We start from the raw sequence: 26270 nt of genomic DNA, 5'->3' as shown, positions 1-26270 counted from the left end.
CGAAGGAGAAGGCAGACCCTTCTCCTCAATCTTCATCAATTAACGTCAGTTCGCGGGTTCTTTCGCTTACCTGTTCAGGGTCCACATGCTTTCTCGCAACGCCGGATTCCATGGCAGCTTTAGCGACACTGGCCGCAACAGCCGGAGCGACTCTCGGGTCGAACGGAGCCGGTATTACATAATCTTCCCCAAGCTCTTCATCACTTACGAGTTCGGCAATAGCTTCGGCTGCAGCTATTTTCATCTTTTCATTGATCCTCGTCGCCCTCACGTCAAGAGCTCCTCTGAAAATCCCCGGAAAAGCAAGAACGTTATTCACCTGATTCGGAAAATCGGATCTGCCTGTACCGATTACACGGGCGCCGGCCTCTTTTGCGGCATCCGGCATAATTTCCGGTTCCGGGTTGGCCATGGCGAAAATGATCGACTCCTCTTTCATTTTCGACACCATCTCGCTGGATAAACTGCCTCCTACGGAGACTCCGACGAAAACGTCCGCATCTTCTATTACGTCTTCGAGTTTCCCTGAAACTTTCTCTTTATTCGTGATCTTGGCTATTTCATCTTTCACTTCGTTCATTCCTTCTGTGCGCCCTTCGTAAATCGCACCCCGGGAATCACACATGATGATATCTCTTACCCCGAAATGGTAAAGCAGTTTAATGATGGCGATCCCTGCAGCCCCTGCTCCGTTTGCTACCACTTTAACATCGGAAAAAGAGCGGCCGGTAAGTTTCAGAGCGTTCATCAGCCCTGCCACGGTAACGATAGCCGTTCCGTGCTGATCATCATGGAAAATCGGAATATCCGTTTCTTTTTTCAGGCGGTCTTCGATGATAAAACAGTTGGGGGCAGCTATGTCCTCGAGGTTCACACCTCCGAACGTAGGCTCCATCAGCTTAACGGTCTGAACTATTTCGTCGATGTTGTTCGTGCTCAGGCAGATGGGGAAAGCGTCGACGCCGGCGAAACTTTTGAAAAGAGCAGCTTTCCCTTCCATCACAGGGAGGGAAGCTTCCGCCCCGATGTTTCCAAGTCCGAGCACCGCCGAACCGTCACTGACGACTGCCACCATGTTCCCTTTCATTGTGTAATCGAAAACTGTTTCCTTGTGATCGTAAATTTCCTTACAAGGCTCCGCTACCCCGGGAGAGTACGCTAAGCTTAAATCCCTGGAATTGCGTACAGGGACTTTCGAGGTAGTTTCCAGTTTTCCCTGGTTCACTCTATGAATATGCAATGCTTCATCCCGTAAATTTGACAAAAGACCACACTCCTTCGATTCAATGGATTGGTACGAATTCTTCTACTTTCATACAGATCAAACAGGTGTATTTGAAGTGGTCTGACCACCGGTTTTCGACTTCTTAATTATAACAAATCGTCAAAGCGTGTAAAGGCATCCATCTCCATTTCAGAGCCATCTGCGCCTTATAGCATATTTATCATTTCCGAAATTCTTTTCCAAACGCTTCCGTACTTCTTCATTCACATCAATTCCGTAGCCGGAAGGCATTTTATAGACTTTCTTCACTTCTTCGATATAGAGAAATATTTCCTGTTCTCCCGGGTGATCACGGGCCAGGGTTTTCATAAATTCGAGAACTTCCGTATACCGCTTTTTTTCTGTCTTAATGAAGATTTCACTCGTCTCCTGCAAAGGACGTATACTTTGTGCCTGAAGCTGTTTCTCTCCCCGGCGTTCCTGTATTTTTCCGCCGATCACTACGATCATGTCCTCGTCCAGCCAGGAGCTGCAGGTACGGTACGTTTCGGGGAATACCACTGCGTCCATCTCCTCTTTATCGTCACTCAATGAAAGAAAAGCCATTTTCTCTCCCCGTTTCGTCCGTATTTCTCTGACGTTATCTACGACGGCGGCTACGGTAATGAACCCTTTTTCTCTCATAAGAGCTGCGCCGAGTAATTCTATATTATTCCTTCTCAGACTTTTGCCCGCTCCCTCCAGGGGATGGGAAGAAAGGACAGCTCCGAGCACCTCTTTTTCCATATTCAGCCGTGTAAGGGCCGGAAGCGGGTCTTTGTGGACGAGACCTCCGCTCCATTCCGTAATGAACCCTATATCTTCCTGGAATTCCCTGAACAGCTCACTTTGTTCCAGCGCCTGGTCGATGCTCGCAAGTAAACTTGCGCGGTTCGAGTGAAGACGGTCAAAACAGCCGGCCTTAATGAGATTTTCCATCGAGTTCCGATCCAGGTAGGAAGACCCCCTCATCGTGAACTCGAAAAAATTCGTAAAGCGCCCCCGCTGCCTCTCTTCCGTTATGGAACGGCCCATCTTAAAACCGATGCCTTTTATCATCATGAAGCCGAGGATGATATTTCCTTTTCGGACAGATGTATGAGGAAAAGCCTCATTTACGAACGGCGGATGTACACGTATACCCTCATGCTTTGCTTCACGTACGTAGTTCGCTATTTTTTCTTTATCTCCTACGGCGCTGTTGATCAGTTCGGATAGGAAGTAATCCGGAAAATGCGTTTTAATATATGCAAGTTTATACGAAATGATGCTGTAGGCTACCGCATGGCTTTTGTTGAATCCATAATTGGAGAATTTCACAATCCATCTGAACAGCTCCCGCGCCACCTCTTCCTTATAACCAGCCTGTTCAGCGCCTTTCAGAAATCGGCTCTCCTCATTTTTGAGAATATTTTCCTGTTTTTTGCTCACTGCCCTTCTGAAAAGATCCGCCTCCCCGAGAGAATAACCGGCAACGATCTGAGCAACCTTCATTATTTGTTCCTGGTAAAGGAGCACCCCATATGTCTCCTCGAGAATCGGTTCAATATCCGCGTGCAAATAAGTGACAGGGGTCCTGCCGTGTTTTCGCTCCACATAATCCGGAATGAAATCCATCGGTCCGGGACGATAAAGGGCATTGACGGCGACGATATCTTCAAAACGTTCAGGCTTCAACTGCTGCAGTACTTTCCTCATTCCTCTGGACTCCAGCTGGAAAATCCCGTTCGTCTTTCCTTCCGCCAATTGTCTGTAGGTAGTTTCATCATCCTCCGGAATGCTCTGGATTGAAAATGCGGAATCGGCGTATTTTCTGATGTTCTTTTCCATGTTTTCAAGAAAAGACAGATTCCTGAGTCCGAGAAAATCCATTTTGAGAAGACCGGAAGCCTCCACGTCCTCCATAGCCATCTGAGTAAGCAGTGCCGGACCATCGTGATCCATCATCCCGGTATATCTACCGAGAGGATAGTCGCTGATAACTACACCAGCCGCGTGAGTGGAGACGTGTCTTGGCAGTCCTTCGATTCTGGTGCCGATTCTGAACAGAGCCTGAAGTTGACCGGAACTTCTTATAAACTCCTTAAGAGGTTCCGACTGTTTTACAATCTGTTCCAGGTTAAGCGAACGGTTTCCGGGAAACTGCTTCAGTATATACGCAATATCCTCTTCTTCCACTTTCAGCGCTTTTCCTACCTCCCGTATCGTACTCCTTGCTGCGAATGTTCCGAAAGTACAAATCTGGGCCACTCTTTCTTTTCCGTATTTTTCCCGTACATATGTAATCACTTCATCACGCCGGTGATCGGAAAAGTCAATGTCGATGTCGGGCATGGTCTGACGTTCCGGATTGAGGAATCTTTCAAAAAGGAGGCCGTATTTCAAAGGGTCCACAGTCGTTATATTCAACAGATACGCTACGATCGACCCGGCAGCGGAACCACGGCCGGGACCGACTTTAATCCCCTTGTCCTTCGCATATTTGACGAAGTCCCACACAATAAGGAAATAGTCACTGAATTTACGGGAGGTGATCACTTCAAGCTCATGTTCCAGCCGTTCCTTTGCTCCCCCGGCATGAGCGCCGTACTTCTCCGGCAACGCCTGCTCACACAGTTCCCTTAAATATTCGTTGCTGTCCCCATCCTTAAGGGGATAGGTAGGGAGAAGGGAACGGGAGCGGGTTAGAGAAACAGCACATTTGTTCACTATCGTTTCGTTATGCCTGATGACCTCGGGCCAGTTTCTGAAATATGACTCTGTCCGGGAAGGATCTTCGAGACAAGTTACTGCAGGGGAAGATGTCCCTGCTTTAAAAGCTTCGCCTGCCTCCATCGCCCGCATAACTTCATAGGCCGTTCTGTCCTCTTCTTTTAGAAAATGCACGTCACTGATGGCTGTACAGCTGATCAGTCCTGCCTGTGCCCACGCCTTCAGAGGGTCATGAAGCATCTGCTCCTGTCGCAGTTCTGAAGCATGGACACCTGCGAACATTAAAGAAAAGACGGATTCGAATTCCTGATATACGGGGACGACTTCTCCTCTTCTGTTTTCCGTAATCTGTTGCGCTACAGGGGTATCCCCCGTCTTCCATATCGCAATTACATCATTCCCAAGTCCTTCGATACCGTTCAGTTCCACTCGTCCGTCCAGGTGGTACCTGCTTGTGATTTCGATTACGTTTCCTGCCCCCTGTTCCGAAGCGGCAAGCAGAAAAGTCGGATACTCCTCTCCTTTATGTATCACCGGGAGTTCGACGCCGAGGATAGGAGTTATGTTTTTTTCTATACAGGCATTATAAAACGACAGCCAGGCACTGATATTTTTTTCATCGACCAGACCGAGCGCTTTTATCCCCCGGCCGTAAGCTTCGTCTATGAGTTCATGTATATCAATGGTACTGTTCATAAGACTGTACCCGCTTTTTATACCTATGTGAGTAAACCCCATTACTCCCACCTCCTTCTAACTGAATTATACTAACGATTTCGATCACTGTCGTCATATACACTCCGTATGCAGAATGACCGGATATTACCGGAAGGCGACAAAGGGCCCGGGACTATTTAGAAGAGACAGCTGTAAGATTTTATGTATCGAAAAAGAAAATGGGTGTGTTCACCCATTTTCTTTCCGGTATTCCCGGCAGATTGATTGCAACTGCTCTTCTATCCTTTTCGTCTCTTCCCAGCTCTCCGCTCTGGCACCGGCAGCCATCGGATGTCCTCCTCCCCGGTACTCCCCGGCGAGTTTATTGATGACAGGCCCTTTGGATCGGAACCTGACTCTTATTTCGGATTCTTCCTCTACAAAGAACACCCAGGAAAGGATTCCCTCAATATCTCCAAGCATCCCCACGAACTGGCTGGTTTCTGAAGGGTCCACTTCAAAACGCTCCAGCACTTCTTTTGAAAGCGGAATGGCTGCATGTCCTTCGTCCGACACAGTGACATTCTGCAGAATATACCCTTTCAGTCTTGCAAGCTTCAAAGAAGTCTTATAAAGTTCATCGTACATAGCAGAACGGTCGAAGTCATATTTAATCAGTGCGGAAGCCGCTTCAAACGTCCGTTCTGTCGTACTCGGGAAAAGAAATCTCCCGGTATCTCCGATTATGCCCGCATACAGCAGCCGGGCGGCTTCTTCTGAGAGTTTCCATCCGGCGTTTTGAGCAGCAAGCACGTAAATCATTTCGCTCGTGGAACTGGAATGGGTCTCCACCCACTGAATATCTCCATACTCGTCCACAACCGGATGGTGGTCGATTTTAATGAGAGCCTCGCCTTTTTCATATCTTTCGTCGTCGACTCTTTCAAGGTTTGCCGTGTCGTTAATGATTACCAGGGCGCCTCTGTAATCATCGTCGTCCACGTCATCCATAGTCCCAAGAAAACGGAATGCTTCGTCATCATCGCCGGCAGCCAGCACCGTTTTCTCCGGGTATGTATCCTGCAGTATTTTTTTGAGGCCGAGCTGTGAACCGAGAGCATCGGGATCGGGGCGGACGTGACGGTGTATGATAATCTTCGGATATGATTCTATTTTATCTTTAATCTGTTTATGCATAAAAAGGCTCCTTCTGATAAAGATGTTGGCATTTTAAAAAGAAACAAGCTAAAATAGGCGATAGAAAAAAATTATTTAAGGATGATGTTCATGTTCATGTTTCTTCTTATCGCTTTCGTCATTACCTCCATTGTACTATACATTTATAACAAAGTAATGATTACACGCACGGAACATCCGGTCACCCAGCAGTATTATAACAGTATCGCAAAATTCTTTCTCGGCATCTTCGTCGTAAGTTTCGGAGCGGCCCAGTACCTGTATTATGAGACGAGGCTGTCGCTGTTCATCGGTATATTATTTATCGTCCTCGGCGTTTTGCAGCTCATGCACGGCTGGAGGGCAGCACGTCACTACAAAAATGAATATAAACGGGTCGAAGAAACTTAAAGCCGCTTTCAAAGCGGCTTTTTTTGTGTTTATTTATCGATCAGCTGGGCCATCAGCAGCGCTTTTCCGACAAGGCTGCCTTCATGATAGACTTCTACATCCAGCTTGGCGAGTTTCCTCCCGGCTTCAAGCACCCGGGGATGAATCTCCACTTCACTCTCGAGCTGCACCGGCTTTATGAAGTAGACGGAAATGTTTTCGACAACCAGATCCCCTTTCTTCTGCCGTGTCAGAAGATGGCTGGAAGCCTCCGTTATCAAAGCGGTGAATACACCATACGACATCGTACCGAGCTGGTTCGTCATCTGCGGGGTAACTTTCGTTTTCAGCGTGTACGTGCCCTCTTCGTCGGTAATATGTGTCAGCTGACTGGTGATCAGGTCATCGATCGTTTCACCCACCTGAGGCTGTCTCTGGATATTTTGAAGCGCTTTAAGTACGTCCTGTCTGGAGATGATGCCCTGAATTTCCCTCAGCGAATCGACGACGGGCATCAATTCGATTCCTTCCCACACCATCATGTGGGCGGCATTCGCGAGAGAAGTGTTCACAGTGACTGTCATCGGGTTCCTCGTCATCACCTTTTCCACGAGAGTATTTTCATCTTCTCCCACAATATCTTTAGATGTCACGATACCGACTACTCTGTTCTGCATATCGACTACCGGATACCGGCTGTGTCCCGTTTCCCTGTTCAGGGAATGCCACTTGGAAGTGCTGTCGTTCGATGATAAAAATTTTGAATCCTCCAGTGGAGTATATATATCCTCTACCAGAACAATTTCTTTCTTGATCATCTGGTCGTAAATCGCTCTGTTGATCATGGCGGCTACCGTAAATGTGTCATAACTGGTGGAAATGACCGGTAATTCTTTCTCATCCGCCAGCTGCTTCACTTCATCCGAGGTGTCAAACCCTCCCGTCACAAGAACGGCCGCACCTTCCTGAACTGCTAATTCATGAGCGTTCGTACGATTCCCTACGATAAGCAGAGAGCCCGCTTCCGTGTACCTCATCATAGCATCGAGTTTCATAGCACCTATGACGAACTTATTGAGCGTTTTATACAGGCCTTTTCTTCCGCCCATTACCTGGCCGTCTACGATATTCACAATCTCTGCAAAAGTCAGGCGTTCGATGTTCTCTTTTTTCTTCTGTTCTATTCTGATCGTACCGACCCGTTCAATCGTACTGACAAGTTTCTGATTTTCCGCTTCCTTGATTGCACGATAAGCCGTACCTTCACTCACCTGCATTTCCTTGGCAATACGGCGTACGGAAATTTTACTCCCTATGCTCAAAGAATCTATGTGATTTAAAATCTGCTCATGTTTCGTAGTCAAACGCTCACCTTCTCCCTAACTGTACTAGTATTTACAAGTATAATTGTTATTATACTAGTGATACAGTTATAGTTCAATTTCGAACAGGTCCCGCCCGCTCCCCTTATCAAAAGAATTATTATGTATTTTCAGTAAATCACAGCTGCACCGAGTTTAAAAAAACCCGGCCGCTTTCTTCAGAAGCGACCGGGTTGTGGTGATATTACAGTTCGATATATTCTCCAGGTTTGAGAGCCTTACCTTTTCCGGGTTTGACTTTAGAAGCAAAAGCTTCTCCGTCCTGATTAATCAGATCAAAAGTATTGTAGTGAACCGGCACTACCTGTTTAGCTCCGATCCATTCAGCTGCCGTAAGTGCATCCTCAGGTCCCATGGTAAAATTATCGCCGATCGGAACGAATGCCAGGTCAATATCGTTTCTTTCCCCGATCATCTTCATGTCGGAGAAAAGACCTGTATCTCCCATGTGATATACAGTTTTTCCGTCAATCGTCAGCAGAATACCGGTAGGCATACCAGTATATACGATAGTGCCGTCATCCTCTGTATAGGAAGAACCGTGAAAAGCCTGAGTAAGTTTCACTGTACCGAAATCAAACTCGTGAGCCCCACCAATGTACATAGGATGGGCGTCCAGACCTTTATTGCCGAGATACGTGGCCAATTCAAAAGGAGCAACTATCTGGGCGTCATTTCTTTTAGCAATCTCAAACGTGTCACCGACGTGGTCATTGTGGCCGTGAGTCAGAAGAATAACGTCCGCTTTTGCTTCATCCGCTTTCAGATCGGTATTGCCGTTTTCGGAAATGTAAGGATCAATCAAAATGGTATGTTTCTCCGTTTCGACTTTCACTACTGCGTGTCCATGATAAAATACTTTCATGTTCAGCATCCTCCTTTAGTAATCTTTCCACGCTTGCTCATATTTCTGAATAAGATTCGGGTGGATTAATGTATTAGGTTCCAGGTTCTTAACCTGACCGTCACTATCTAGGATTTCCCGGTCTTCGTCTTTTCCAAACACGGTAAGCGCAGGAACAATTTCCTCATTCAGGAATTCCGTCGGTACATCTATTGAAATATTTTCGATATCCACATCTTTTCTTGAAGCCATTACGAAACCCCAGTTTCCGAAACTCGGTATGTCGACGTGGAAGTTGTACGTATTCATATCCGTCGCTTCCACCGTTTCGTTGATGGTCCAGTACACCTCCGGAGCGAAGACGGGGCTTGTGGCCTGGGCCATCATCACGCCGTCGGCTCTCAGATGATTCCTTACGAGTGAATAGAACTCTTTCGTATACAGCTTATTAAGACTTTCATTGTTGGGGTCCGGCAGGTCGATCAGCACCGTATCAAAACGTTTGTCTGTCGCTTTCAGATACTTGAAGGCGTCTTTATGCTGAATATCGACCAGTGGATCGTCAAGCGCACCATCATTCAGCTCACGGAGGTGCGGGTTTTCTTTAGCGAAATCGACGACAGCAGGGTCGAGGTCCACAAGAGTGATCGATTCCAGCCCTTCGTACTTCAGCAGTTCATTCACGGCAATGCCGTCTCCCCCTCCCAGCACGAGTACGTCCCGGACGTTCTCTTTGTAGGCCATGGGAAGATGTACGAGCGTCTCATGATACCGGTATTCATCAGTGGAACTGAACTGCAGGGCTCCGTCCAGAAAAAGTCGGGTGTCTTCGTCGTCTTTTGTAAGGACCATCTTCTGATAAGAGGTGTTTTCCATATGAAGAATCGGATCTTTGTAAAGTTTCTGCTCAAAAGAGAAAGCGAGCTCCTCCCCGAAGAACAGACCGCTGATGAGAAGAATACCGATAAAGATTGCACTGCCCAGATGAAAAGAGAACTTTTTAATTTCTTCCCTGAAATAAAATAATACGAGAACGGCGACCGACAGGTTAATGACCCCGACGAAAAACGCAGTCTTTACCATGCCCATTTCCGGGCGCAGATAGAAAGCGAACAGCAATCCTCCGACCAGCCCTCCGGCATAGTCGGAAAAGAGTACGCGGGCGGTACTTTTATTAAGTTCGACCCCGATATCATTCGCTTTACGTATAAGAACCGGCAGCTCCACACCCGTAAGAGCCCCGATCGTAAATGTTACAGTGTAAAGAAAAAGCGCGTCGGACCCCGCCGGAGCAAAAGCGGTCATACCGAACATAAGAAAGCTGGAAAAACCTCCAACGACCGCCACGAGAAACTCCGTCCAGATAAAAGCGACGACAAGATCCTTCGTCACTCGTTCGCTGATGCTTGCTCCCACTCCCATTCCTGTCAGGAACAGGCTGATCGTAAGCGTGTACTGTTTCACCCCGTCCCCGAGAATATAGGAACCGAGGGCTCCAAATAACACTTCGAAAATAAGGCCGCAAATAGAAACGATACCGGACGCCCAATAAATAAGTTTGCTTTGTTTCAATCCTTTTTCATTCATTCATACTACTCCCTGTCAGAAAAAAGCACCCTCCCCACGGAGAGTGCTTTCCACCTTATGTAATCGAAGCTCCGATGACGAAAGCGAGACCTATCGATACACCCATCGAAATAATACCGACGGCTGTGTTATTCTCCTTCAGTTTGTCCTCCACAGAAAACTTACGGGTGAGCAGTTCAAACAGAAGATAGGCTACCATCTGCAGAAGTACGCCCACTCCTCCCCATATTAATGTGTCCACGACTGTGAAACTGTGGTAAATGGCAAACGAAAGCACGATACAGATACCGATGATTTTACCTGAGATGGACATCGCCACCGCCTGGTTTCCGGAACTTACTTCGTCCCAGTCTTTATATTTTTTCGTCAATACTTCGAATATTGCGAGGCCTGCAAGTACAACTGCAACCGCAATAAGGAAATACCCTAATGTTGCAAGAAATGGTTCCATACTTTCCCTCCTTTTATTTTCCTACGCTCGGTCCTCCACCTCTCGTGGAAGATCCTCTGAAAGATCCGCTGTTACCGCCATACATGGAATAACCGCCGTAGCAGCCACCATTGTCGCACCTGTTCCTCTGCGTACTCCTCCAGTCATTCGTACCAAAAGCCTGGTTCAGCAAAGCGTACGCAAGCATCCCCTCGAAAAAGGAAGGGGAATAATTATTCCGTACAAACTCTTTCTCGGCCAGTTCAATCAGAACCAGTCCCGCTTCCTCTTCACTCTCTTTCAATATGACAAAATTATCGGGATAAATCAACGCCTGTTTATCTCCCTGTCTTTCTCCGGTCTCCCGAGGCTTCACTTCTCCGACGATCAATTCTTCCACTTCCTGGAGATTATACTCACTCGTCATGTAAATTTCTGAACGCCCCCGGTCTGTCTGGACCGTATCAAGCTGAGGAAACGTTTCTTCGATCATCGTTTCGACGGAGGTATAGGACTCTCCATCCAGACGGTCTTCAATTTCTCCACGCGTCGGTTCTTCGGGTAATGACTCATAGGACTGTTCGTTATATGTACCTGACATGCCGTTGTCGGCACTGTCTCCACTGTCAAAAATAAAAAAGGCGATAAAAGCTGCAAAAATCGAAAATAACACGACGCTCCCTATGTCTCTCACGGATGTTCCTCCTTCCCCTGGAAAGTAAAACTACAAGCCCGGCAGCGCCAGGCTTGTAAGAAACCTTTATTATTCTTTGTTCATTTTTTTCTTCATGGCAGCCAGCTCGTCGTCGACTTTATCGTCTTTTCCGAGCTCCTCGAATTCATCATCAAGAGAACGGCTTTCGGAACGGAGGTCTTCGCTCGTTTCCGCTTCCGCTTCATGCTGCATAACTTTCTCTTCCATCCGTTCGAATCCCTGTTTGGATTCATCATTACCGATATCAGACATAGTGCGGTTCATCTTCGTACGGGTTTTCGCAGACTCCGCTCTTGCCTGAAGAGAGTCTTTTTTGAGTTTCATTTCCTGATACTCTTTCTTCATTTCATCCAGTTTCGTACGAAGCTGTTCGGAATCCTTCTTCGCGCGGTCATATGATTGTTTCAGCTGATCCGCCTGTTCCTGATGACTGTTCTTGTCTTCGATGGCACGACGGGCCAGGTCTTCATTGTCAGCTTCCAGCGCCTTTTCGGCCTGCTGCATACGCTTGTCTACCATAGCCTGAGCATCGTCATACTTGCGCTTAAGCATTTTTTCGTTGGCAATCTGTTTAGCTACTGCACTTTCAGCATCCCGGATATCATTATCCATATCCCGCATAAACTGATCGAGCATTTTCACCGGGTCTTCCGCTTTATCAAGCATGGAGTTCAGTTCGGAACCTACTACCGTCTTTACGCGATTAAAAAATTTAAACATATAAATCTCCTCCTTATTTTGATCCTGCTATAATATTCAATTCATACTCCTGCAGGGGTGTTCCAACACTTACTTCAACTTCCGTACCCCACGCTTCCAGACTGAGCATATGCTCTTCGTCATCGGCAAGATAATCCCCGTAACGGACGGATTCTCCCTGAAGGTTGCTGCTTCTTCCCTCTCCGATGACTTTCGCCACCCCTTCTTCCTTCTTATGATAGGTAAGACCATCATATTCCAGTTTAGCAGGGTAGGGGGTATCCACGGGCAAATGAACTTTCTCAAACATTCCCAGTTCGAGTTCCTCGTCCATCTCGGAGGATAACCACTTTGTATTTCTGCCTTCGAGAAGTTGATAACTGTACCATTCATAACTGCCGTCACGGTATGTCAGTTTACCGACCACTTCGTAATCCGCAAGGTCATACGTAACGATGTCCCCTACCTCGAGGTTCAAAGCATTACGCTCCTCTACCGCTTCAGGTGTTTTTTTCGTTTTCGAAAATAATCGTTTTAAAAAACCCACACAGCTCTCTCCTTTTTCATGACCTTGTACCCTTTATTTACGAATTGCCCCGGCAAAGGTTTCAAAAAATAATATTTTTCTTCTTCAAGTATACCCTTTTTACGCGCAACACAAAAGTTCACCGCTTTTTCACATAATTGAAACGGTTTCACGTCTAATATACAGCTCCGCGTGGTATATGTATAATAGAAGGAGAAAGGAGTGGATAGTATGACTTTTGAATACAAAAACATTGTAGTAGCGGTAGATGGTTCGGAGACAGCAGAAAAAGCGTTTCATAAAGCGGTGGACATCGCCAACAGGAATAATGCCACTATCATTCTGTCTCACATCGTGGATACCAGAGCCTTTGCCACGGTGGAAGCGTACGACCGTTCGCTGGCTATGAGAGCGGAGAAACATGCTTATGAAATTCTGGAAGACTACAAAAAGCAGGCTCAGGATGCAGGACTCGACAGCATCGAAATCGAGATTGAATACGGCTCTCCAAAAGTGAAACTCACCAAAGAAATCGCTCCTAAATATAATGCCGACCTGATCATCTGCGGTGCTACCGGATTAAACGCCATGGAACGTTTCTTCATCGGAAGCGTGTCCGAGCATATTACGAGAACTGCGAAATGCGATGTTCTTGTAGTACGCGACAATGCCCAGGCCGATTCATGAAATCAGTTTCCCGATGAAAAGATAACATAAAAAAACCGGAGAGAGTGGTTTTCACCATTCCCTCCGATTTTTTATGAGTATGATTCTATTCTCTTCGCTGTCCAGAAATAAAGAGTGATGTTCTTTTATAAATTGAAGGACATCACTCTTTTTTGAATTATATTTTTTTGGAAAGGAGAAGAAAAGAGGGGTGATTCAGTCTTTTAACCCTTTTTCGACTGTATCTCTCGCTATCATGACTTCTTCGTTCGTAGGAACGACCATAACTTTTACGGGTGAATGAGGATAGTTTACGAAAGCATCTTTCCCGCGGATATTGTTAAGGGAAGGATCCCAGTATACCCCCATAAATTCAAGGCCTTTCAATATACGTTCCCGTATTGAAATACTGTTTTCCCCGACACCGGCAGTAAAAATAATGCCGTCCACGCCGTGCATCCGGGAGGCGTAGGAACCTATATATTTGTGAATACGGTCAGCGAAAACCTGAAGAGCAAGCTGGGCCCGTTCATCCCCTTCTCCCGCTTTCTGTTCAATGTCCCTGAGGTCACTGGAAAAACCTGAAAGGGCCAGCATCCCGCTTTCCTTGTTGAGGACGCTCATTACTTCATCAGCCGTTTTCCCGGTTTTTTCCATAATGAAAGGTATGAGGGCCGGGTCGATGTTTCCGGACCTCGTCCCCATAGTGACCCCGGCAAGCGGAGTGAAACCCATGGAAGTATCGATCGATTTCCCGCCTTCGATTGCCGCAATACTCGCTCCGTTCCCGAGGTGACAGGAAATGAGGCGAAGTTGTTCAACAGGACGGCCGAGCATCTGCGCCGCATGCTGGGAGACATATTTATGGGACGTTCCGTGGAAACCGTATTTCCTTATCCCGTAATTCTCATAATACTCATAAGGCAGGCTGTACAGATAGGACTCTTCCGGCATCGACTGGTGGAAAGCTGTGTCGAACACTGCCACGTGAGGCACGTTCGGCATCACTTTACGGAAAGCCCGTATTCCGGTCAGGTTGGCCGGGTTATGAAGAGGTGCAAGTTCAGATACTTCTTCGATGGCCTCTATTACTTCCTCCGTTACGAGAGCCGAATCGCTGAATTTCTCCCCTCCGTGCACTACCCGGTGACCGACTCCATCGATATCATCCAGGGAATCTATGATGCCTTTTGAGGTCAATGTACTTAAAAGCAGATCCACTGCCTGCTGGTGATCGGCGATTTCCTCCACCTTTTTATCTTCTCCGTCCACAGTCTCGATATTGAAAATGGAGTCATTTAATCCGATCCGTTCCATGACACCTTTTGCATTGACTTTCTCCTCCGGCATTTCAATAAGCTGGAACTTCAATGAAGAACTTCCGGCGTTTATAGCTAAAACTTTATTCAACGTTGTTCATCCCCTTAAATATAGGTTCTATACTTATAACAAATACATTTAACCACCCGTCATTCCTGTTTTCAAGTATAACAATCAATGGGAACGTTTTCGTGTTATATTCTATATTTTCTTACAATTTCCCGCTGTGATAATCACTGAACCAGTCGTTTACCTGGGAGATGACATTCGACGTTTTCTCCGGGCTCGAAAAAGATGGAAGTTTTACGAGAAGAGCCTGTTTCGGCGGTTTTGTGCCTTCTTTTTTCTTCTGGACGATGAACACACTCCTGGCGAATTTTTCTTTCTTGAACAGATCTTCCGGCAGCTGCAGCATTCCGATGATATGTGCGTGATCGCGCAAATACCTTTGCAGCTGCTGTGCCTGATCACTTTCAAACAGGAAGTTCGGTACGACGAAGATGCCGTATCCTCCCTCTTTCAAATACGTGAGGCTCTGTTCAATCAGCAGGTGATGAGCGTAGGAGTGCCCTTCCCCGGCTTTCAGTTCGTATTTTTCCGCCTGGGCATCGTCCGGGTAATATCCTACCGGAAGGTCTGCCGTTACGACATCGACAGGTTCAAGCAGGAAGGGCTGAAGACTGTCCTGATGAAAAAATTCGATATTATGCTTTTGAAGATTCGCCTGGACGACGGCGAGCTGAATGAGAGAATCATCCACTTCACTGCCGTATGGGACGATATCTTTATCCGTACCGTTCAAAATGGCGGTCAGCAAGTTGCCACTGCCACAGACCGGATCAAAAAGTCTGATACTTCCCTCATGAAACTCCGTAAGTTTCCCTGTCAAAAAACCGATGAAAGTGGCTACTGCGTCCGGGGTAAGAAGGTGCTGCTGCTGCGTGACGCCTTTCATCCCTTTGAGAGTAGCCAGCTGTATGGCTTTTCTGATCTCTTCGTTTTCATAATGGTTCTTATTGAAACCGAGCCACTTGTTCCGAATGTCCACCTGGAGCTTCTCAGGATAATCTTCGAAGACCTGACCCTGGTATAAAATATCGAGCGCCTCGGTAACGCCTTCCAGGTACGTAATGTTCAGACCCTCCGAAATAGCAGTGGCCATTTCATCTATCTGAGTAAACAGTTTCTCTACGTTTTGCTGATCCATATGTCGTTCCTCCTAAACAATTGAGGCTTCATTAGCTACCTTCATATACAATATCGAAAGTGCACTATCTTTTCAAATGCGGACCTTTCAAAGAAGTATAAACTGAAATAACTGTGGTAAAATGGGGATGGATAAATTCAAAAGAGGTGGTTTTATGTCAAATCAAAGAAGAAATCTATATTTCTATTATACGCCGAGCAAAGAAAAGGATGAGAAAGTACAACCTTTGAAACAGCTGGCTGTTGATAATAATTTCACTATTGTGGAAGATTACAACGATGCGAATATCATTATTTCTGTAGGAGGAGACGGGGCTTTCCTTCAATCCGTCCGGAAAACCGGGTTCCGACAGGACTGTCTTTACCTCGGAGTTAAAGAGAGTGACGAAGCCGGTCTCTATTGTGACTTCAGCCTGGATAATTACGAACAGATGGTCACCTACATGATGAACGATGAAATTGAAGTAAGGAGATTCCCTCTGATCGAAGCTAAAGTGAATAATGAATCGACCTTTCTCTGTCTGAACGAATGCAGCGTTCGTTCCTCGTTAATAAAAACGATCGACATCGACGTACACATTGATGACCTTCACTTTGAACACTTCCGCGGGGACGGACTGATCATCTCTACCCCGACTGGCAGTACAGGCTACAACAAATCAACCAAAGGGGCTGTCGTGGATCCTCTCCTCCCTTCTATGCAGGTGAGTGAGCTGGCCTCGCTTAACAACAACCGCTTTCGTACTCTGGATTCTTCCTTCATTCTCGGTAAAGAGCGTAAGCTGCGTCTTGACGTACGTCAGGACGGGAATGACTTCCCTATTATCGGGATGGACAACGAAGCTTACTCTATCAGAAACATCCGGTATATCGATATTTCTTTGAGTGATAAACTGGTGAAAACCGTCAAATTGAAAAGCAACTCCTTCTGGCACCGGGTGCAGCGAACTTTTCTGTAACCATACTGAAAGCGCCCGGTACGAAGATATAATACAAAGATCCGGTCAGTGTTGACCGGATCTTTGTTCTGCTCGATCCCTTTTCATTATTTTTCGTACATAATCTCTCCGTCGACTACCGTCATCATAACGACCGCATCGGCGACCTCGTGGCCGGCTAAAGAGAAGAGATCACGGTCCAGCACGGTGAAATCAGCCACATATCCCGCACGGATCATCCCCTGCTCCTCTTCCCTGCCGACTGCATGGGCACTTCCCTTCGTATAAAGAGATATCGCTTCATACATCGACAGTGTTTCTTCTTCCCCGTATACCTTGAAATCGAGAGTCGCTCTCCTGTCCACAGCCGCCCGGATACCGAGCAGCGGATTCACTTCTTCGATCGGAGCATCGGACCCTCCTGCAAGTAGGACGTTTTTATCATAAAGGGTTTTCCAGGCATAGGCATACTCCATCCTTGTTTCGCCGATTCTTTCTATCACCCACGGAAAATCGGAAGCAACGAAAGAAGGCTGTATATCGAGCACTACAGGTAATTTCTGCAGACGTGCAATCAGCTCCCCGTCCAGAATCTGTGCATGGATAATCCGGTCTCTGTACCCATTTTTCAGAGGAAACCGTTCCATCCTTTCAACTACGGCTTTCACCGCCCCGTCTCCGATAGCATGCACGGCCACGGGCATCGCCTTTGCCCTTGCTTTTTTGAAAAGATCGTCAAGGTCTCCATCGCTGTGGATGGCTACGCCCCGGTTCGACGTGTCATCTTCATATGGAGCATTCAAAAGAGCGGTACGGCCCCCTAAAGCCCCGTCAGAAAATATTTTCATAGCTCCAAGTTCTGTAAAGGGTGCCCCGTCCCCGAAAGCGAACCCCGCTTCTTCCATTTCATCTGCCGCTTTATGGTGGACGAGAAGATTAGTGCGGAACTTCTTTCCTCTTTCATGTATGACCTTCCGGAAAACGTGGTATGTTTTAAGAAACCCTCCATAATAATACAGATCCTCTGTATGTCCACCTGTAAGACCCCGGGCATACATATCTTCTATCGCTGCCGTAAGCGCCTTTTCGAGATAGGCCGATGATACGTCCGGCATCTGTTGCTTTATGAGTTCCTGAGCCTCGTCATGAAAAACACCGGTTACTCCACGCTCGTCCTTCCCGATTCTCCCTCCCTGCGGGTCTGGAGACTCTTTCGTCACTCCTGCGAGTCTGACAGCTTCGGAATTTGCAACCAGCGCATGGCGGCAGACCCTCGTTATGATGGCCGGATGTTCTCCGGTCACTTCATCCAGTTCAGACTTATGGATGAGTCCGTTTTCCTCCCACTGATTTTCATTGAATCCTTCCCCTATGATCCACTCTCCCGGGGGCGTATTATCCGCATACTGTTTCAGAGCACGGAGAACCTCTTCCTTTGATTTCATAAATGACAGGTCCAGCCTGAGAAGCCGTTCCCCGTGCATCATCATATGTAAATGGCTGTCCGTAAAACCGGGATACATAATGCCGCCATTCAGATTATGCTGTTCATTCAACATTCCCCCGTACTTATCATACAGTTCACTGGTGCTACCGGTGTCCATCACCCGTCCTTCACTTACAACTACAGCTTCCACCCAGTCTCCTTCGCTTATCATTGTATAAATCTTTCCCCCGAACCAAAGTTCCACCGCTTTCCCCTCCTGTAACCGTTTTCTTCGTCCCAAAAAAACACCTGCCGGCTTTTTCACCCGCTGTAACTCACAACAGAAAAACCGACAGGCAGACACTCTTTAAAATAAGTCGGCAAAACTTTCCTGTTTCCGACCCTCTGATTTTCCATTAATATGAATGGTTTCTATATTCCCTACTGCTTCTTCTATATAACCGGAAAAATCTACCGACTGTTCGATAGCCACTGTTTTTTCCCTATTCGGTTTCGTTTTCGGCTCTTTCGGAACGAAAATAGTACAGCAGTCTTCATAAGGACGGATCGAGATGTCATACGTATCAATCTTCTCCGCAATGTTTATGATTTCAAGCTTGTCCATCGTAACGAGAGGTCTGATCACCGGATAATCGGTCACTTCGTTTATCGTGTTCATGCTTTCCATCGTCTGGCTTGCTACCTGGCCGAGGCTTTCGCCCGTGGTAATCGCAAGCGCTCCCTGCTGTCTGGCTATCTTTTCCGTAATCTTCAGCATCATTCTGCGCGTAATAGTCATCCCGTAGCTGTCGGGGATATCTTTATGAATTTTCTGCTGGATGGCTGTAAACGGCACGATGTGTACTTTAATACGTTTTCCGTACCGGGAAAGCTCCTGAGCGATATCCAGTACCTTCTGCTTGGCGCGCTCGTTCGTGTAAGGAGGGGAATGAAAGTGGACCGCCTCTATTTCCACTCCGCGTTTCATCGTAAGATAGCCGGCCACCGGGGAATCAATACCTCCCGAAAGCATGATCATCGCTTTTCCTGTAGTACCGACCGGAAACCCGCCTGCACCCGGGTAATCCTTCGAAGTTACATAAGCCCCTTCGTGACGGATCTCCACTTTCAATTCGACGTCCGGATGATGGACATCCACACTCAATCCTTCCGTGTTTTTAAGGATATGCCCCCCGAGAGCCGGGTTAAGATCGTCCGAAGTAAGAGGGAAGGATTTATCCGCCCGCTTGGCAGAAATTTTGAACGTCCGTGCCCCGTGTTCCGCCTGTACTGCGGAAAGTACAGCTTCTTTCAATTTTTCCAGCTCGTTTTCCGTATGAATGGCGAAGCTGAGACTGTAAATGCCGAATACCTGCTGGCAGGCTTTCATGACTTCTTCTGCATCTTCTCCGTTCAGCAGTACGTACATACGCCCTCTCGTTTTCTTTACCTTCACCCGCCGGAACTCCCCGAGACGGAACTGAACGTTTTCGAGCAGCTGGCGTTCAAAATGTTTCCGATTTTTCCCTTTCAGAGCCATTTCACCGAAACGTATCAATATATGATCAAATTCCATTTTTATACCTCCATCGTTTTTATTAATGAGGCTTTCACTTCGCTCAACGCAGTAATGAATTGCCTGACTTCTGTTTCCGTCGTACTGTAGGACAAACTGACCCGAAGGGCGGAAGATGCTGCTTCCCCGCTCACCCCGCAAGCGTCAAGAACCGAACTCTTATCCGGTTCCTTCGAAGAACAGGCCGACTTCGTCGAAATATATATGCCCCGTTCGCCGAGAGAGTGGATAACCGTTTCAGGTTTATAACCGGGAAGTGAGAAATTGAGGATGTGCGGAGCCCCACGTTCCGGTGAGTTGACTACAGTCCCGTCCATTTTCTCCAATTCCTCATACGCATAGTTACGAAGTCTCTGCAGCTCCCGGGCTTTTTCCTGCTGTTCTTCTTTAATGAGACGCATCGCTTTCGTAAAAGCGACGATCCCGGGCAGGTTTTCCGTACCGGCCCGTTCCCCGCCTTCCTGACCTCCGCCATGCTGAAGAGGAAACAGACGCACATGATCTTTTTTATAAAGCGCTCCGGTTCCTTTGATGCCATGGATTTTGTGACCGGAGAGCGAACACATATCCACTGCCGCTTCATGGAAAGGAAGATCGACTTTTCCGAAGCCCTGCACATGGTCCACATGAAAATACACTTTAGGCCAGTCGCTCAAGAATGCCGCTATTTCTTCTATAGGCTGCACGGTTCCCATTTCGTTATTTACGGACATCACGCTAACAAGAATCGTGTCTTCCCTGACTGCTTTCTGAACATCTTCCGGAGCCACCCGTCCATAGGCATCCACTTCAAGGTAAGTGACGTCAAAACCGAAAGATTCAAGAGATTGGAACGTTTCAAGGATGGAAGGATGTTCCACCCTTGTCGTCACCAGGTGCTTCCCGCGGGACATATGCATGAGGGCTGTACCTTTGACGGCGAGGTTATTACTCTCCGTGCCGCCGGATGTGAAAATGACCGATCCTTCCTTTACTCCCAACCAGGAGAGGACCCGTTCTCTCGAAGACTCAAGCAGTCTTTCGGCCTCTCCCCCTAAAGCATGTATGGAAGAAGAGTTTGCATAAAATCGCTCAGCCGTTCTGGTGAAAGTATCAAGAACCCCTTCGTAAGGGCGCGTAGTGGCACTATTATCTAAATAAATCACGATAGTTTCCCTTCTTTCGCTCTATAAATGCAATGAGTTATATTAACACAACTCGTTCGGTAATTCCACTTCAAACGACACGTGCTCCCCTTTCTATTACTCATTGAAAGAGCCTGCCGGCAAATTACCGGCAGGCTCTTTTTCAAGTCGCTCGTTCTCTATATTTTCTGTTATACCGTTACTTCTTCCTGTTCACGGAAGCGATCCACTACTCCGGGTTCTATCTTTTCAAGGACTTTGGAAGTCCGTTCAAAAGCCCGGGAGTACTCCGTCATGCGGAACTCTTTTTCTGCTTCCGTAAGCTCTGCAGCTACAAGTGGGCGGGAAGTACGATATTTGTTGCCGTATTGAATCAGGCGTTCTGTCAGTCGCGAGAGCTCCATAATTTCGCGGGATCTCTCATGAGCTACCTGCAGCGCGTCTTCGGCTTCATCTATCTTTTCGTGAACCCTGTCCATCTCAAGCGGCACCTCTTCGAGAGTACCGAACGCCTCATCTACGGTAAGACGGGCCTTCTCGATAATGTCGACGACTTCCCGGGGAAGTCCGGGCAGATTGCTCCGTCTGAGCTTTCTGTTGATTTCCTTCAGATCCTGTTCAATCAGAACAATTCTTTCATTAGCTTTCCATTCTTCTTCTCTCAGATCTTCCAGCCTTGTTTCTACATGAGCCTTTTCCTTATCAAGAAGATTCAGTCTATCCTCTTCCTGATTCAATTGAGAAAGCAGTCTCGTGAATGGGGTCTCCCCGTCGTCCATCTGGATTCTCATCTCGTCATCCGCCTGAACGATAGTGTAGAACGTACTTTTGGCCTGTTGGAGAGCTTCCATATCTTCTTCACTGAATTGGTAAGCCTGCTTCACTATTTCCGCTTCTTCCTCAACTTCGCGCATGCCGAACGTCATCCGTCTTAACCTCTCGGAGAAAGCTTCATATCTTTCCGCGAACGTCTGCACAGCCAGTGCCTCTTCCTCCAGCTGGTTATACATTTCAGTGATACGTGCTTCCATCGTATAAACATCACTGTAGTCAATGCTCTCTCCGGCTTCCATCTTCTCTTCATAGTATCGGAGGTCTTCCTGGAATCTATGTAATTCTTCCTCAAATCCCAAGTGATCTATCCTGTACCCCTGATCCTTCATTTCAAGTATTCCCTGCTGTAGTTCTTCACATTGCTTCGGAAGTTCTTTCTTGCACTTTCTCAGCGCATCAGGGAAGGAGGCTGTCTCCTCTTTCAGCTGGTCTACATCTGTCCGGACAGACCTTATCAGTTCTTCGGCTTCCAGGTAATTGCCTTCCTCGGAAAGTTTTTCAAACTGATGTATCTTTTCCTGAGTGTTATCGATGCGGCCTTCGAAAACGTGCACTGCCTCTCCGTAACCGTAACGGTCTTTGATCAGCCTCTTTTTCAAAGCATCGAGTTCCGGCTGCAGTTCCTCCGCTTCCTGCCTGGCGCTCTCTTCGGAAGTAAGAAGGCTGTTCAGTTCTTCCATCATTTCTTTTATTTCATTTTCTACTTTATCCAGTTTATCTTCCGTCGCGGTTTTCTGTTTTTTCAGTTTCTGAAAGTGGAATTTGTCCACGGCTTCTTCCATCTTAAAGAGGTCATCTTCGATTTCGGGAAGCGTTTGGGTCAGTATACTTTCCCATCTCTCCCGCCATGATTCAAAACGCTCTTCTGTCTCTCCCGACAAGTTGAGCCGTTTCACTTTGTTCAGCTCTTCAGAAACGTTCCGATCCCTGATATCCAGCTTCCAACCTTCCAGCTGATCGATTTGATCATACACACGTTTTCTCCATATAAATCCGACAATAATAAGGGCGATGATCACTACGATCACACCTACTATATACTTCATACAAAATCCCTCCTGGCTACATGACGGAACCTGCGTTCAGTACCGACAACTTACAGATTCATTACCTTTTATGATACCATTAATCTACTGCTTTTGGCTAAAATAATTAAAAAATTCCCGGTGTAAAATCAAAAGTTTTTATCGGAAAGGATGTATCCGAATGAGAGACGGTCACATACACAGTCCCTTCTGTCCACACGGAAGCAGCGACTCTTTCGAAAGATATGTAGAAAAAGCTTTACGTTCCGGGTACAGGACGATTTCCTTCACGGAACATGCTCCCCTCCCGGCGAATTTCGAGGATCCGGTTCCCGGTAAAGACAGCGCCATGTCAATGAAAGACCTCGAAAACTATCTGGAAACGGTGAATAAAGTGAGAGATCTGTACAAGACAGATATAACTATCCACCCCGGGCTGGAAGTCGATTACATACAGGGGTATGAACGTGAAATACGTGACTTCCTTGATGAATATGGCCCCCATCTCTCGGATAGTATCCTGTCCGTCCACTTTCTGAAGGGAGAATCGTTCTGGCATTGTATCGATTACAGTCCTGAAGCTTTCCGGCAGGCAGTTGACGACTTCGGCGGAATCCATTCGCTGTATTCGGCTTATTTCCGGCAGATCCGTCACTCTGCTGCAGCAGACCTCGGTTCCTGTAAACCGGGGCGGATCGGCCATATGACTCTTATCAGGAAGTTCCATCACCTTTACCCCTCGCCGGAGGAATGGGAATCTATGGCGGAAGAGAGCCTTCCGATTATAAAAAGCAGCGCCATGGAGCTTGACTATAATGGTGCGGGAACGATAAAGGAGTACTGCACGGAACCTTATCCCCCTTCCTTTATAGCTCTGAAGGCTCACGAAACCGGTATCCCTCTTGTATACGGCTCGGATGCCCATACGGCAAAAGGGATGGATGCCGGCAGAGAACTTATTCGACAGGGTCTCCTTTGAACCACTGCCGCATGTTTTCAACATACTTATCAATAAAATAGCGTTTAGCTTCCGCACTGCTTCTTTCCCCTCTTTGATACCAGGGGACGGTGAAAGGAGCCTGAAGCATCCCTTTCATTTGCAGAAGCTGTAATTCCTGGCCATAACGGAGATCGGAAATGTCATCCGCCTGAAACAATATACTCGCCCACAGCGAGTCTTCTTTCGCTATGTAAGTAACAAGCAGTTCCCGGAGCAGCGTCGAATCAAGCATCATTTCTCTGTGGACAAAACAGGACAGTTGATAGTTATCCATTTTATAGTGTAAAATTTTCTTAACTATTGTAAGGAAATGTTCACCCTGCGACTCTTCGAGCAATTTCAGATTCGCTTCGAGATGATCGATGACAATCGTTTCGAAAAGCCCCTGTTTACCATCGAAGTAGTAACTGATCAAAGAAATATTCACTTTGGCCTCTTTGGCAATATCACGTACAGAAGTCGCATGATAACCTTTCTGATAAAAAAGAGTTCCTGCTGCCTGAATCACTTTTTCTTTCGTAGGGTGCGTGTTTTTCATCATTAGCGTCCCCTCTCCTGCAATATATTATTCTATTGAAATACTGAAAATCCCTGCAAAATTATTTTTTCAAAAATGAAAGGAGCTCATTCCCTATGTTTCAATCTATCACGTATAACGGTACGAAGGAACAGAATTACAGTCTCGTTTTAAAACAGCTGAAAGCACTGATTGATGGTGAGCCTAACGTAATCGCCAATCTCTCCAACGCTTCGGCGCTTCTAAATGAATTTCTGGACGACGTTAACTGGGTAGGCTTCTATATGATGGAGGACGGAGAACTCGTCCTCGGGCCATTCCAGGGACTTCCTGCCTGCCTTCGTATCACGCCAGGTAAAGGTGTGTGCGGTACCGCCGTGTCCGAACAGAAAACTCAGCGGGTGGAAGACGTCAATGCTTTCCCCGGACACATCGCATGTGATGCGGCCAGCCAGTCGGAAATCGTTGTTCCTATCATGAAAGATGATAAAGTTTTCGGCGTGCTGGATATCGACAGCCCGAGTACCGACCGTTTTGATGAGACGGACGAAAAGTATCTGAACGAGTTCGTCAGTATCCTCGAACAATATATTTAAGACAGATCTCCGCTGTTCCGGCAGCGGAGATTTTTGTGCCGCGTCCCCTCTTGACTTAACAGCCGGTTCAAGGTACAATATCCTTTGTGTAAAATAAACAGCAGCCTACGTGAACCGTCATTGTCCGTATTTTGTTCCTCTTGATGAAGAGGTGTATCGAGTAACCCTTTGCTGCTGGGGCGATGGTACATGAAAACATCATACGCAGTGAAGCAGGGACACACACTGTTTTTATTTTATGCAAAATAAAATAGACAAAGGAGGAAATCCCAATGGCACGCTATACAGGTCCAACTTGGAAAAAGTCACGTCGCTATGGAATTTCTTTGAGCGGAACAGGCAGAGAGCTTGAAAAACGCCCTTACGCTCCGGGCCAGCACGGTCCAACACAACGCAGAAAGCAATCTGAATATGGTCTTCAGCTTCAGGAGAAGCAGAAGCTCCGTTTCGCGTACGGATTGACTGAACGTCAATTCAAGCGCATTTTCGAACAGGCAGGAAGAATGAAAGGCGTTCATGGTGAAAACTTCATGATCCTTCTTGAATCCCGTCTTGATAACCTCGTTTACCGTCTCGGTCTTGCACGTACCCGTCCACAGGCTCGTCAGCTTGTAACTCACGGTCACGTAACAGTCGACGGCGGTCGCGTTGACATCCCGTCTTACCGCGTAGTACCTGGTCAGGCGATCGGTCTTCGTGAAAAATCCCAAAACTTGACGATCGTTGAAGATGCTATCGAATCTCACAACTTCGTTCCGGAATATCTTACTTTCGACGAAGAGAAGCGTGAAGGTTCCTACGCCCGCTTCCCAGAGCGCGCTGAACTCACATCCGAGATCAACGAAGCTCTTATCGTTGAGTACTACTCCCGTTAATCGGTACGGGTGTACAATAAAAAATCCTCTGACGTTGTTCAACGTTCAGAGGATTTTTTTTGGCTCCGGCCTTCTGTGTGAAAATAAGAATAAATATATGCTCAAGCTGAGCAGAAGGTAAACTTTTTTCACACATACACAAGTTTCTGATATGCTCACACCAACTTCAGTAATTTAAGTTAAAATACACGTAAACAGTCCGTTTATTTAATCGAAAATAGGAGGGTTGGATATGGCAAAAAAGCATATACATATACTTAACATTATATTAGGTGCCCTTTTCATAGGGTTTACTCTCTTTTTAGCCTGGGCCGTTCTGGCTTTTGCACCTGAAGAGAATGTTGGAGTTGTCATGATTCCGATAGCAGTTATAGCAGTCTGGGTTACAGTTTACGTAATACAAGTTAAATATAATACATTCAAATGTGTAATGGTTACACTACCTATTGAATTAGTCATCTTTTATTTGATAATTACACAGACTTCTTCAATCGTTACCTAATTCTTCACAAACCGTAAGCACAATAAAAATTCCTTCCTCATCTAATAATTAATATCAACAAACGGTTCATTATTAATTCAAATATATACTATCGTAAAGATAAAAATAAAAAAAGCCGTATAATTCATACGGCTCTTGAGTCAGCGACACTTTTACGGTTCTATTTCAAATGTTGGGGTGGAGGATCTTTTCCTCCGCCCCTTTATCCTAGGTGCTTGCCTACGTTCTTGAATTGGTGATGCATCAGAATGCGGGCCCGCAACCGGTCGTGCCGGCGAAAGCC

Annotated in this window: 24 protein-coding genes; 7 read left to right on the top strand and 17 right to left on the bottom strand. The window is 46.7% G+C overall.

Annotated elements, in window-relative coordinates:
• Window positions 1–25: 25 nt before the first annotated feature.
• The 3 genes from CKW00_RS01475 to CKW00_RS01465 form a co-directional block, all read right to left on the bottom strand.
• The gene (locus tag CKW00_RS01475; protein ID WP_095821072.1) at window positions 26–1264 is read right to left on the bottom strand and encodes an NAD(P)-dependent malic enzyme; all 1239 of its coding nucleotides are present in this window, start codon (window positions 1262–1264) and stop codon (window positions 26–28) included.
• 150 nt (window positions 1265–1414) lie between these two features.
• Entirely contained in the window at window positions 1415–4714 is a 3300-nt protein-coding gene (gene dnaE, locus CKW00_RS01470) for a DNA polymerase III subunit alpha (RefSeq protein WP_095821071.1), read from the bottom strand.
• Between the two features lie 168 nt (window positions 4715–4882).
• Window positions 4883–5830 (bottom strand): DHH family phosphoesterase, encoded by a 948-nt coding sequence (locus CKW00_RS01465; protein ID WP_095821070.1) that lies wholly within the window; start codon window positions 5828–5830, stop codon window positions 4883–4885.
• Between the two features lie 90 nt (window positions 5831–5920).
• On the opposite strand from CKW00_RS01465, the gene CKW00_RS01460 reads away from it, so the two are divergent.
• The gene (locus CKW00_RS01460; RefSeq protein ID WP_008591444.1) at window positions 5921–6220 is read left to right on the top strand and encodes a YtpI family protein; all 300 of its coding nucleotides are present in this window, start codon (window positions 5921–5923) and stop codon (window positions 6218–6220) included.
• Between the two features lie 29 nt (window positions 6221–6249).
• Here the strand turns inward: CKW00_RS01460 and CKW00_RS01455 are convergent, their stop codons facing one another.
• The 7 genes from CKW00_RS01455 to CKW00_RS01425 all read right to left on the bottom strand — a co-directional run bounded on the left by CKW00_RS01455 (window position 6250) and on the right by CKW00_RS01425 (window position 12403).
• A complete protein-coding gene (locus CKW00_RS01455) occupies window positions 6250–7563 on the bottom strand; it encodes a DRTGG domain-containing protein (RefSeq protein ID WP_008591446.1) in 1314 nt (437 codons plus the stop codon).
• Between the two features lie 202 nt (window positions 7564–7765).
• Window positions 7766–8446: a metal-dependent hydrolase gene (locus tag CKW00_RS01450; RefSeq protein ID WP_008591448.1), complete on the bottom strand. Its 681-nt coding sequence runs from the start codon at window positions 8444–8446 to the stop codon at window positions 7766–7768.
• Window positions 8447–8461: 15 nt separating this feature from the next.
• Window positions 8462–10012 (bottom strand): polyamine aminopropyltransferase, encoded by a 1551-nt coding sequence (locus tag CKW00_RS01445; RefSeq protein WP_008591450.1) that lies wholly within the window; start codon window positions 10010–10012, stop codon window positions 8462–8464.
• Window positions 10013–10067: 55 nt separating this feature from the next.
• Window positions 10068–10463, bottom strand: a complete 396-nt coding sequence (locus CKW00_RS01440; protein ID WP_008591452.1) for a DUF350 domain-containing protein — start codon at window positions 10461–10463, stop codon at window positions 10068–10070.
• A gap of 13 nt (window positions 10464–10476) precedes the next feature.
• Window positions 10477–11136, bottom strand: a complete 660-nt coding sequence (locus tag CKW00_RS01435; protein WP_095821069.1) for a DUF4247 domain-containing protein — start codon at window positions 11134–11136, stop codon at window positions 10477–10479.
• A gap of 69 nt (window positions 11137–11205) precedes the next feature.
• Complete coding sequence (locus CKW00_RS01430; protein WP_095821068.1) at window positions 11206–11877, bottom strand: PspA/IM30 family protein; 672 nt, start codon at window positions 11875–11877, stop codon at window positions 11206–11208.
• Between the two features lie 13 nt (window positions 11878–11890).
• Window positions 11891–12403, bottom strand: a complete 513-nt coding sequence (locus CKW00_RS01425) for a DUF4178 domain-containing protein (RefSeq protein WP_095821067.1) — start codon at window positions 12401–12403, stop codon at window positions 11891–11893.
• A 210-nt stretch (window positions 12404–12613) separates the two neighbouring features.
• Here CKW00_RS01425 and CKW00_RS01420 point away from each other — a divergent pair, with 210 nt between their 5' ends.
• Entirely contained in the window at window positions 12614–13069 is a 456-nt protein-coding gene (locus CKW00_RS01420; protein WP_095821066.1) for a universal stress protein, read from the top strand.
• 195 nt (window positions 13070–13264) lie between these two features.
• Here CKW00_RS01420 and CKW00_RS01415 read toward each other — a convergent pair whose 3' ends face one another.
• Window positions 13265–14458, bottom strand: coding sequence for an acetate kinase (locus CKW00_RS01415; RefSeq protein WP_095821065.1), 1194 nt, complete (start codon window positions 14456–14458; stop codon window positions 13265–13267).
• A 121-nt stretch (window positions 14459–14579) separates the two neighbouring features.
• The gene (locus CKW00_RS01410; protein WP_095821064.1) at window positions 14580–15575 is read right to left on the bottom strand and encodes a class I SAM-dependent methyltransferase; all 996 of its coding nucleotides are present in this window, start codon (window positions 15573–15575) and stop codon (window positions 14580–14582) included.
• Between the two features lie 154 nt (window positions 15576–15729).
• Here CKW00_RS01410 and CKW00_RS01405 point away from each other — a divergent pair, with 154 nt between their 5' ends.
• Window positions 15730–16533 carry an NAD kinase gene (locus CKW00_RS01405; protein WP_095821063.1) on the top strand — a complete coding sequence of 268 codons (804 nt, stop codon included), beginning with the start codon at window positions 15730–15732 and terminating at the stop codon, window positions 16531–16533.
• A gap of 86 nt (window positions 16534–16619) precedes the next feature.
• On the opposite strand, the gene CKW00_RS01400 is transcribed toward CKW00_RS01405, so the two are convergent.
• The 4 genes from CKW00_RS01400 to CKW00_RS01385 all read right to left on the bottom strand — a co-directional run bounded on the left by CKW00_RS01400 (window position 16620) and on the right by CKW00_RS01385 (window position 22518).
• Window positions 16620–18203 (bottom strand): amidohydrolase, encoded by a 1584-nt coding sequence (locus CKW00_RS01400; protein WP_095821062.1) that lies wholly within the window; start codon window positions 18201–18203, stop codon window positions 16620–16622.
• A gap of 102 nt (window positions 18204–18305) precedes the next feature.
• Window positions 18306–19514: a tRNA uracil 4-sulfurtransferase ThiI gene (gene thiI / locus CKW00_RS01395; protein WP_095821061.1), complete on the bottom strand. Its 1209-nt coding sequence runs from the start codon at window positions 19512–19514 to the stop codon at window positions 18306–18308.
• Between the two features lie 2 nt (window positions 19515–19516).
• The gene (locus CKW00_RS01390; protein WP_095821060.1) at window positions 19517–20659 is read right to left on the bottom strand and encodes a cysteine desulfurase family protein; all 1143 of its coding nucleotides are present in this window, start codon (window positions 20657–20659) and stop codon (window positions 19517–19519) included.
• A 170-nt stretch (window positions 20660–20829) separates the two neighbouring features.
• Window positions 20830–22518: a septation ring formation regulator EzrA gene (locus tag CKW00_RS01385; RefSeq protein WP_095821059.1), complete on the bottom strand. Its 1689-nt coding sequence runs from the start codon at window positions 22516–22518 to the stop codon at window positions 20830–20832.
• A 160-nt stretch (window positions 22519–22678) separates the two neighbouring features.
• Between CKW00_RS01385 and hisJ the strand changes: the two genes are divergently transcribed.
• Window positions 22679–23476: a histidinol-phosphatase HisJ gene (gene hisJ / locus CKW00_RS01380; protein ID WP_095821058.1), complete on the top strand. Its 798-nt coding sequence runs from the start codon at window positions 22679–22681 to the stop codon at window positions 23474–23476.
• On the opposite strand, the gene refZ is transcribed toward hisJ, so the two are convergent.
• Window positions 23454–24038 (bottom strand): forespore capture DNA-binding protein RefZ, encoded by a 585-nt coding sequence (gene refZ, locus CKW00_RS01375; RefSeq protein ID WP_095821057.1) that lies wholly within the window; start codon window positions 24036–24038, stop codon window positions 23454–23456. The two genes, hisJ and refZ, sit on opposite strands and share 23 nt — an antisense overlap.
• Window positions 24039–24130: 92 nt before the next feature.
• On the opposite strand from refZ, the gene CKW00_RS01370 reads away from it, so the two are divergent.
• The 3 genes from CKW00_RS01370 (at window position 24131) to CKW00_RS01360 (ending at window position 25987) form a co-directional block, all read left to right on the top strand.
• The gene (locus CKW00_RS01370) at window positions 24131–24610 is read left to right on the top strand and encodes a GAF domain-containing protein (protein WP_095821056.1); all 480 of its coding nucleotides are present in this window, start codon (window positions 24131–24133) and stop codon (window positions 24608–24610) included.
• Between the two features lie 272 nt (window positions 24611–24882).
• Window positions 24883–25485 (top strand): 30S ribosomal protein S4, encoded by a 603-nt coding sequence (gene rpsD, locus CKW00_RS01365; protein ID WP_008591480.1) that lies wholly within the window; start codon window positions 24883–24885, stop codon window positions 25483–25485.
• Window positions 25486–25717: 232 nt separating this feature from the next.
• Window positions 25718–25987, top strand: a complete 270-nt coding sequence (locus tag CKW00_RS01360; RefSeq protein ID WP_095821055.1) for a hypothetical protein — start codon at window positions 25718–25720, stop codon at window positions 25985–25987.
• The last annotated feature ends 283 nt before the right edge of the window (window positions 25988–26270 follow it).

The organism is Salimicrobium humidisoli, from assembly GCF_002295105.1.
GTDB lineage: Bacteria > Bacillota > Bacilli > Bacillales > Halobacillaceae > Salimicrobium > Salimicrobium humidisoli.
The sequence above is the reverse complement of the archived record's forward strand: the minus strand, read 5'-3'. Positions and strand labels throughout refer to the sequence as shown.

Excerpts from the sequence above, each read along its gene's own strand:
- hisJ (WP_095821058.1), top strand. The coding sequence starts at position 22,679 with ATGAGAGACGGTCACATACACAGTCCCTTCTGTCCACACGGAAGCAGC.
- CKW00_RS01420 (WP_095821066.1), top strand. The coding sequence starts at position 12,614 with ATGACTTTTGAATACAAAAACATTGTAGTAGCGGTAGATGGTTCGGAG.
- CKW00_RS01440 (WP_008591452.1), bottom strand. The coding sequence starts at position 10,463 with ATGGAACCATTTCTTGCAACATTAGGGTATTTCCTTATTGCGGTTGCA.
- dnaE (WP_095821071.1), bottom strand. The coding sequence starts at position 4,714 with ATGGGGTTTACTCACATAGGTATAAAAAGCGGGTACAGTCTTATGAAC.
- CKW00_RS01430 (WP_095821068.1), bottom strand. The coding sequence starts at position 11,877 with ATGTTTAAATTTTTTAATCGCGTAAAGACGGTAGTAGGTTCCGAACTG.
- CKW00_RS01410 (WP_095821064.1), bottom strand. The coding sequence starts at position 15,575 with ATGGATCAGCAAAACGTAGAGAAACTGTTTACTCAGATAGATGAAATG.
- CKW00_RS01405 (WP_095821063.1), top strand. The coding sequence starts at position 15,730 with ATGTCAAATCAAAGAAGAAATCTATATTTCTATTATACGCCGAGCAAA.
- CKW00_RS01385 (WP_095821059.1), bottom strand. The coding sequence starts at position 22,518 with ATGAAGTATATAGTAGGTGTGATCGTAGTGATCATCGCCCTTATTATT.
- CKW00_RS01465 (WP_095821070.1), bottom strand. The coding sequence starts at position 5,830 with ATGCATAAACAGATTAAAGATAAAATAGAATCATATCCGAAGATTATC.
- CKW00_RS01460 (WP_008591444.1), top strand. The coding sequence starts at position 5,921 with ATGTTCATGTTTCTTCTTATCGCTTTCGTCATTACCTCCATTGTACTA.
- thiI (WP_095821061.1), bottom strand. The coding sequence starts at position 19,514 with ATGGAATTTGATCATATATTGATACGTTTCGGTGAAATGGCTCTGAAA.
- CKW00_RS01450 (WP_008591448.1), bottom strand. The coding sequence starts at position 8,446 with ATGAAAGTATTTTATCATGGACACGCAGTAGTGAAAGTCGAAACGGAG.
- rpsD (WP_008591480.1), top strand. The coding sequence starts at position 24,883 with ATGGCACGCTATACAGGTCCAACTTGGAAAAAGTCACGTCGCTATGGA.
- CKW00_RS01445 (WP_008591450.1), bottom strand. The coding sequence starts at position 10,012 with ATGAATGAAAAAGGATTGAAACAAAGCAAACTTATTTATTGGGCGTCC.
- CKW00_RS01370 (WP_095821056.1), top strand. The coding sequence starts at position 24,131 with ATGTTTCAATCTATCACGTATAACGGTACGAAGGAACAGAATTACAGT.
- refZ (WP_095821057.1), bottom strand. The coding sequence starts at position 24,038 with ATGATGAAAAACACGCACCCTACGAAAGAAAAAGTGATTCAGGCAGCA.
- CKW00_RS01360 (WP_095821055.1), top strand. The coding sequence starts at position 25,718 with ATGGCAAAAAAGCATATACATATACTTAACATTATATTAGGTGCCCTT.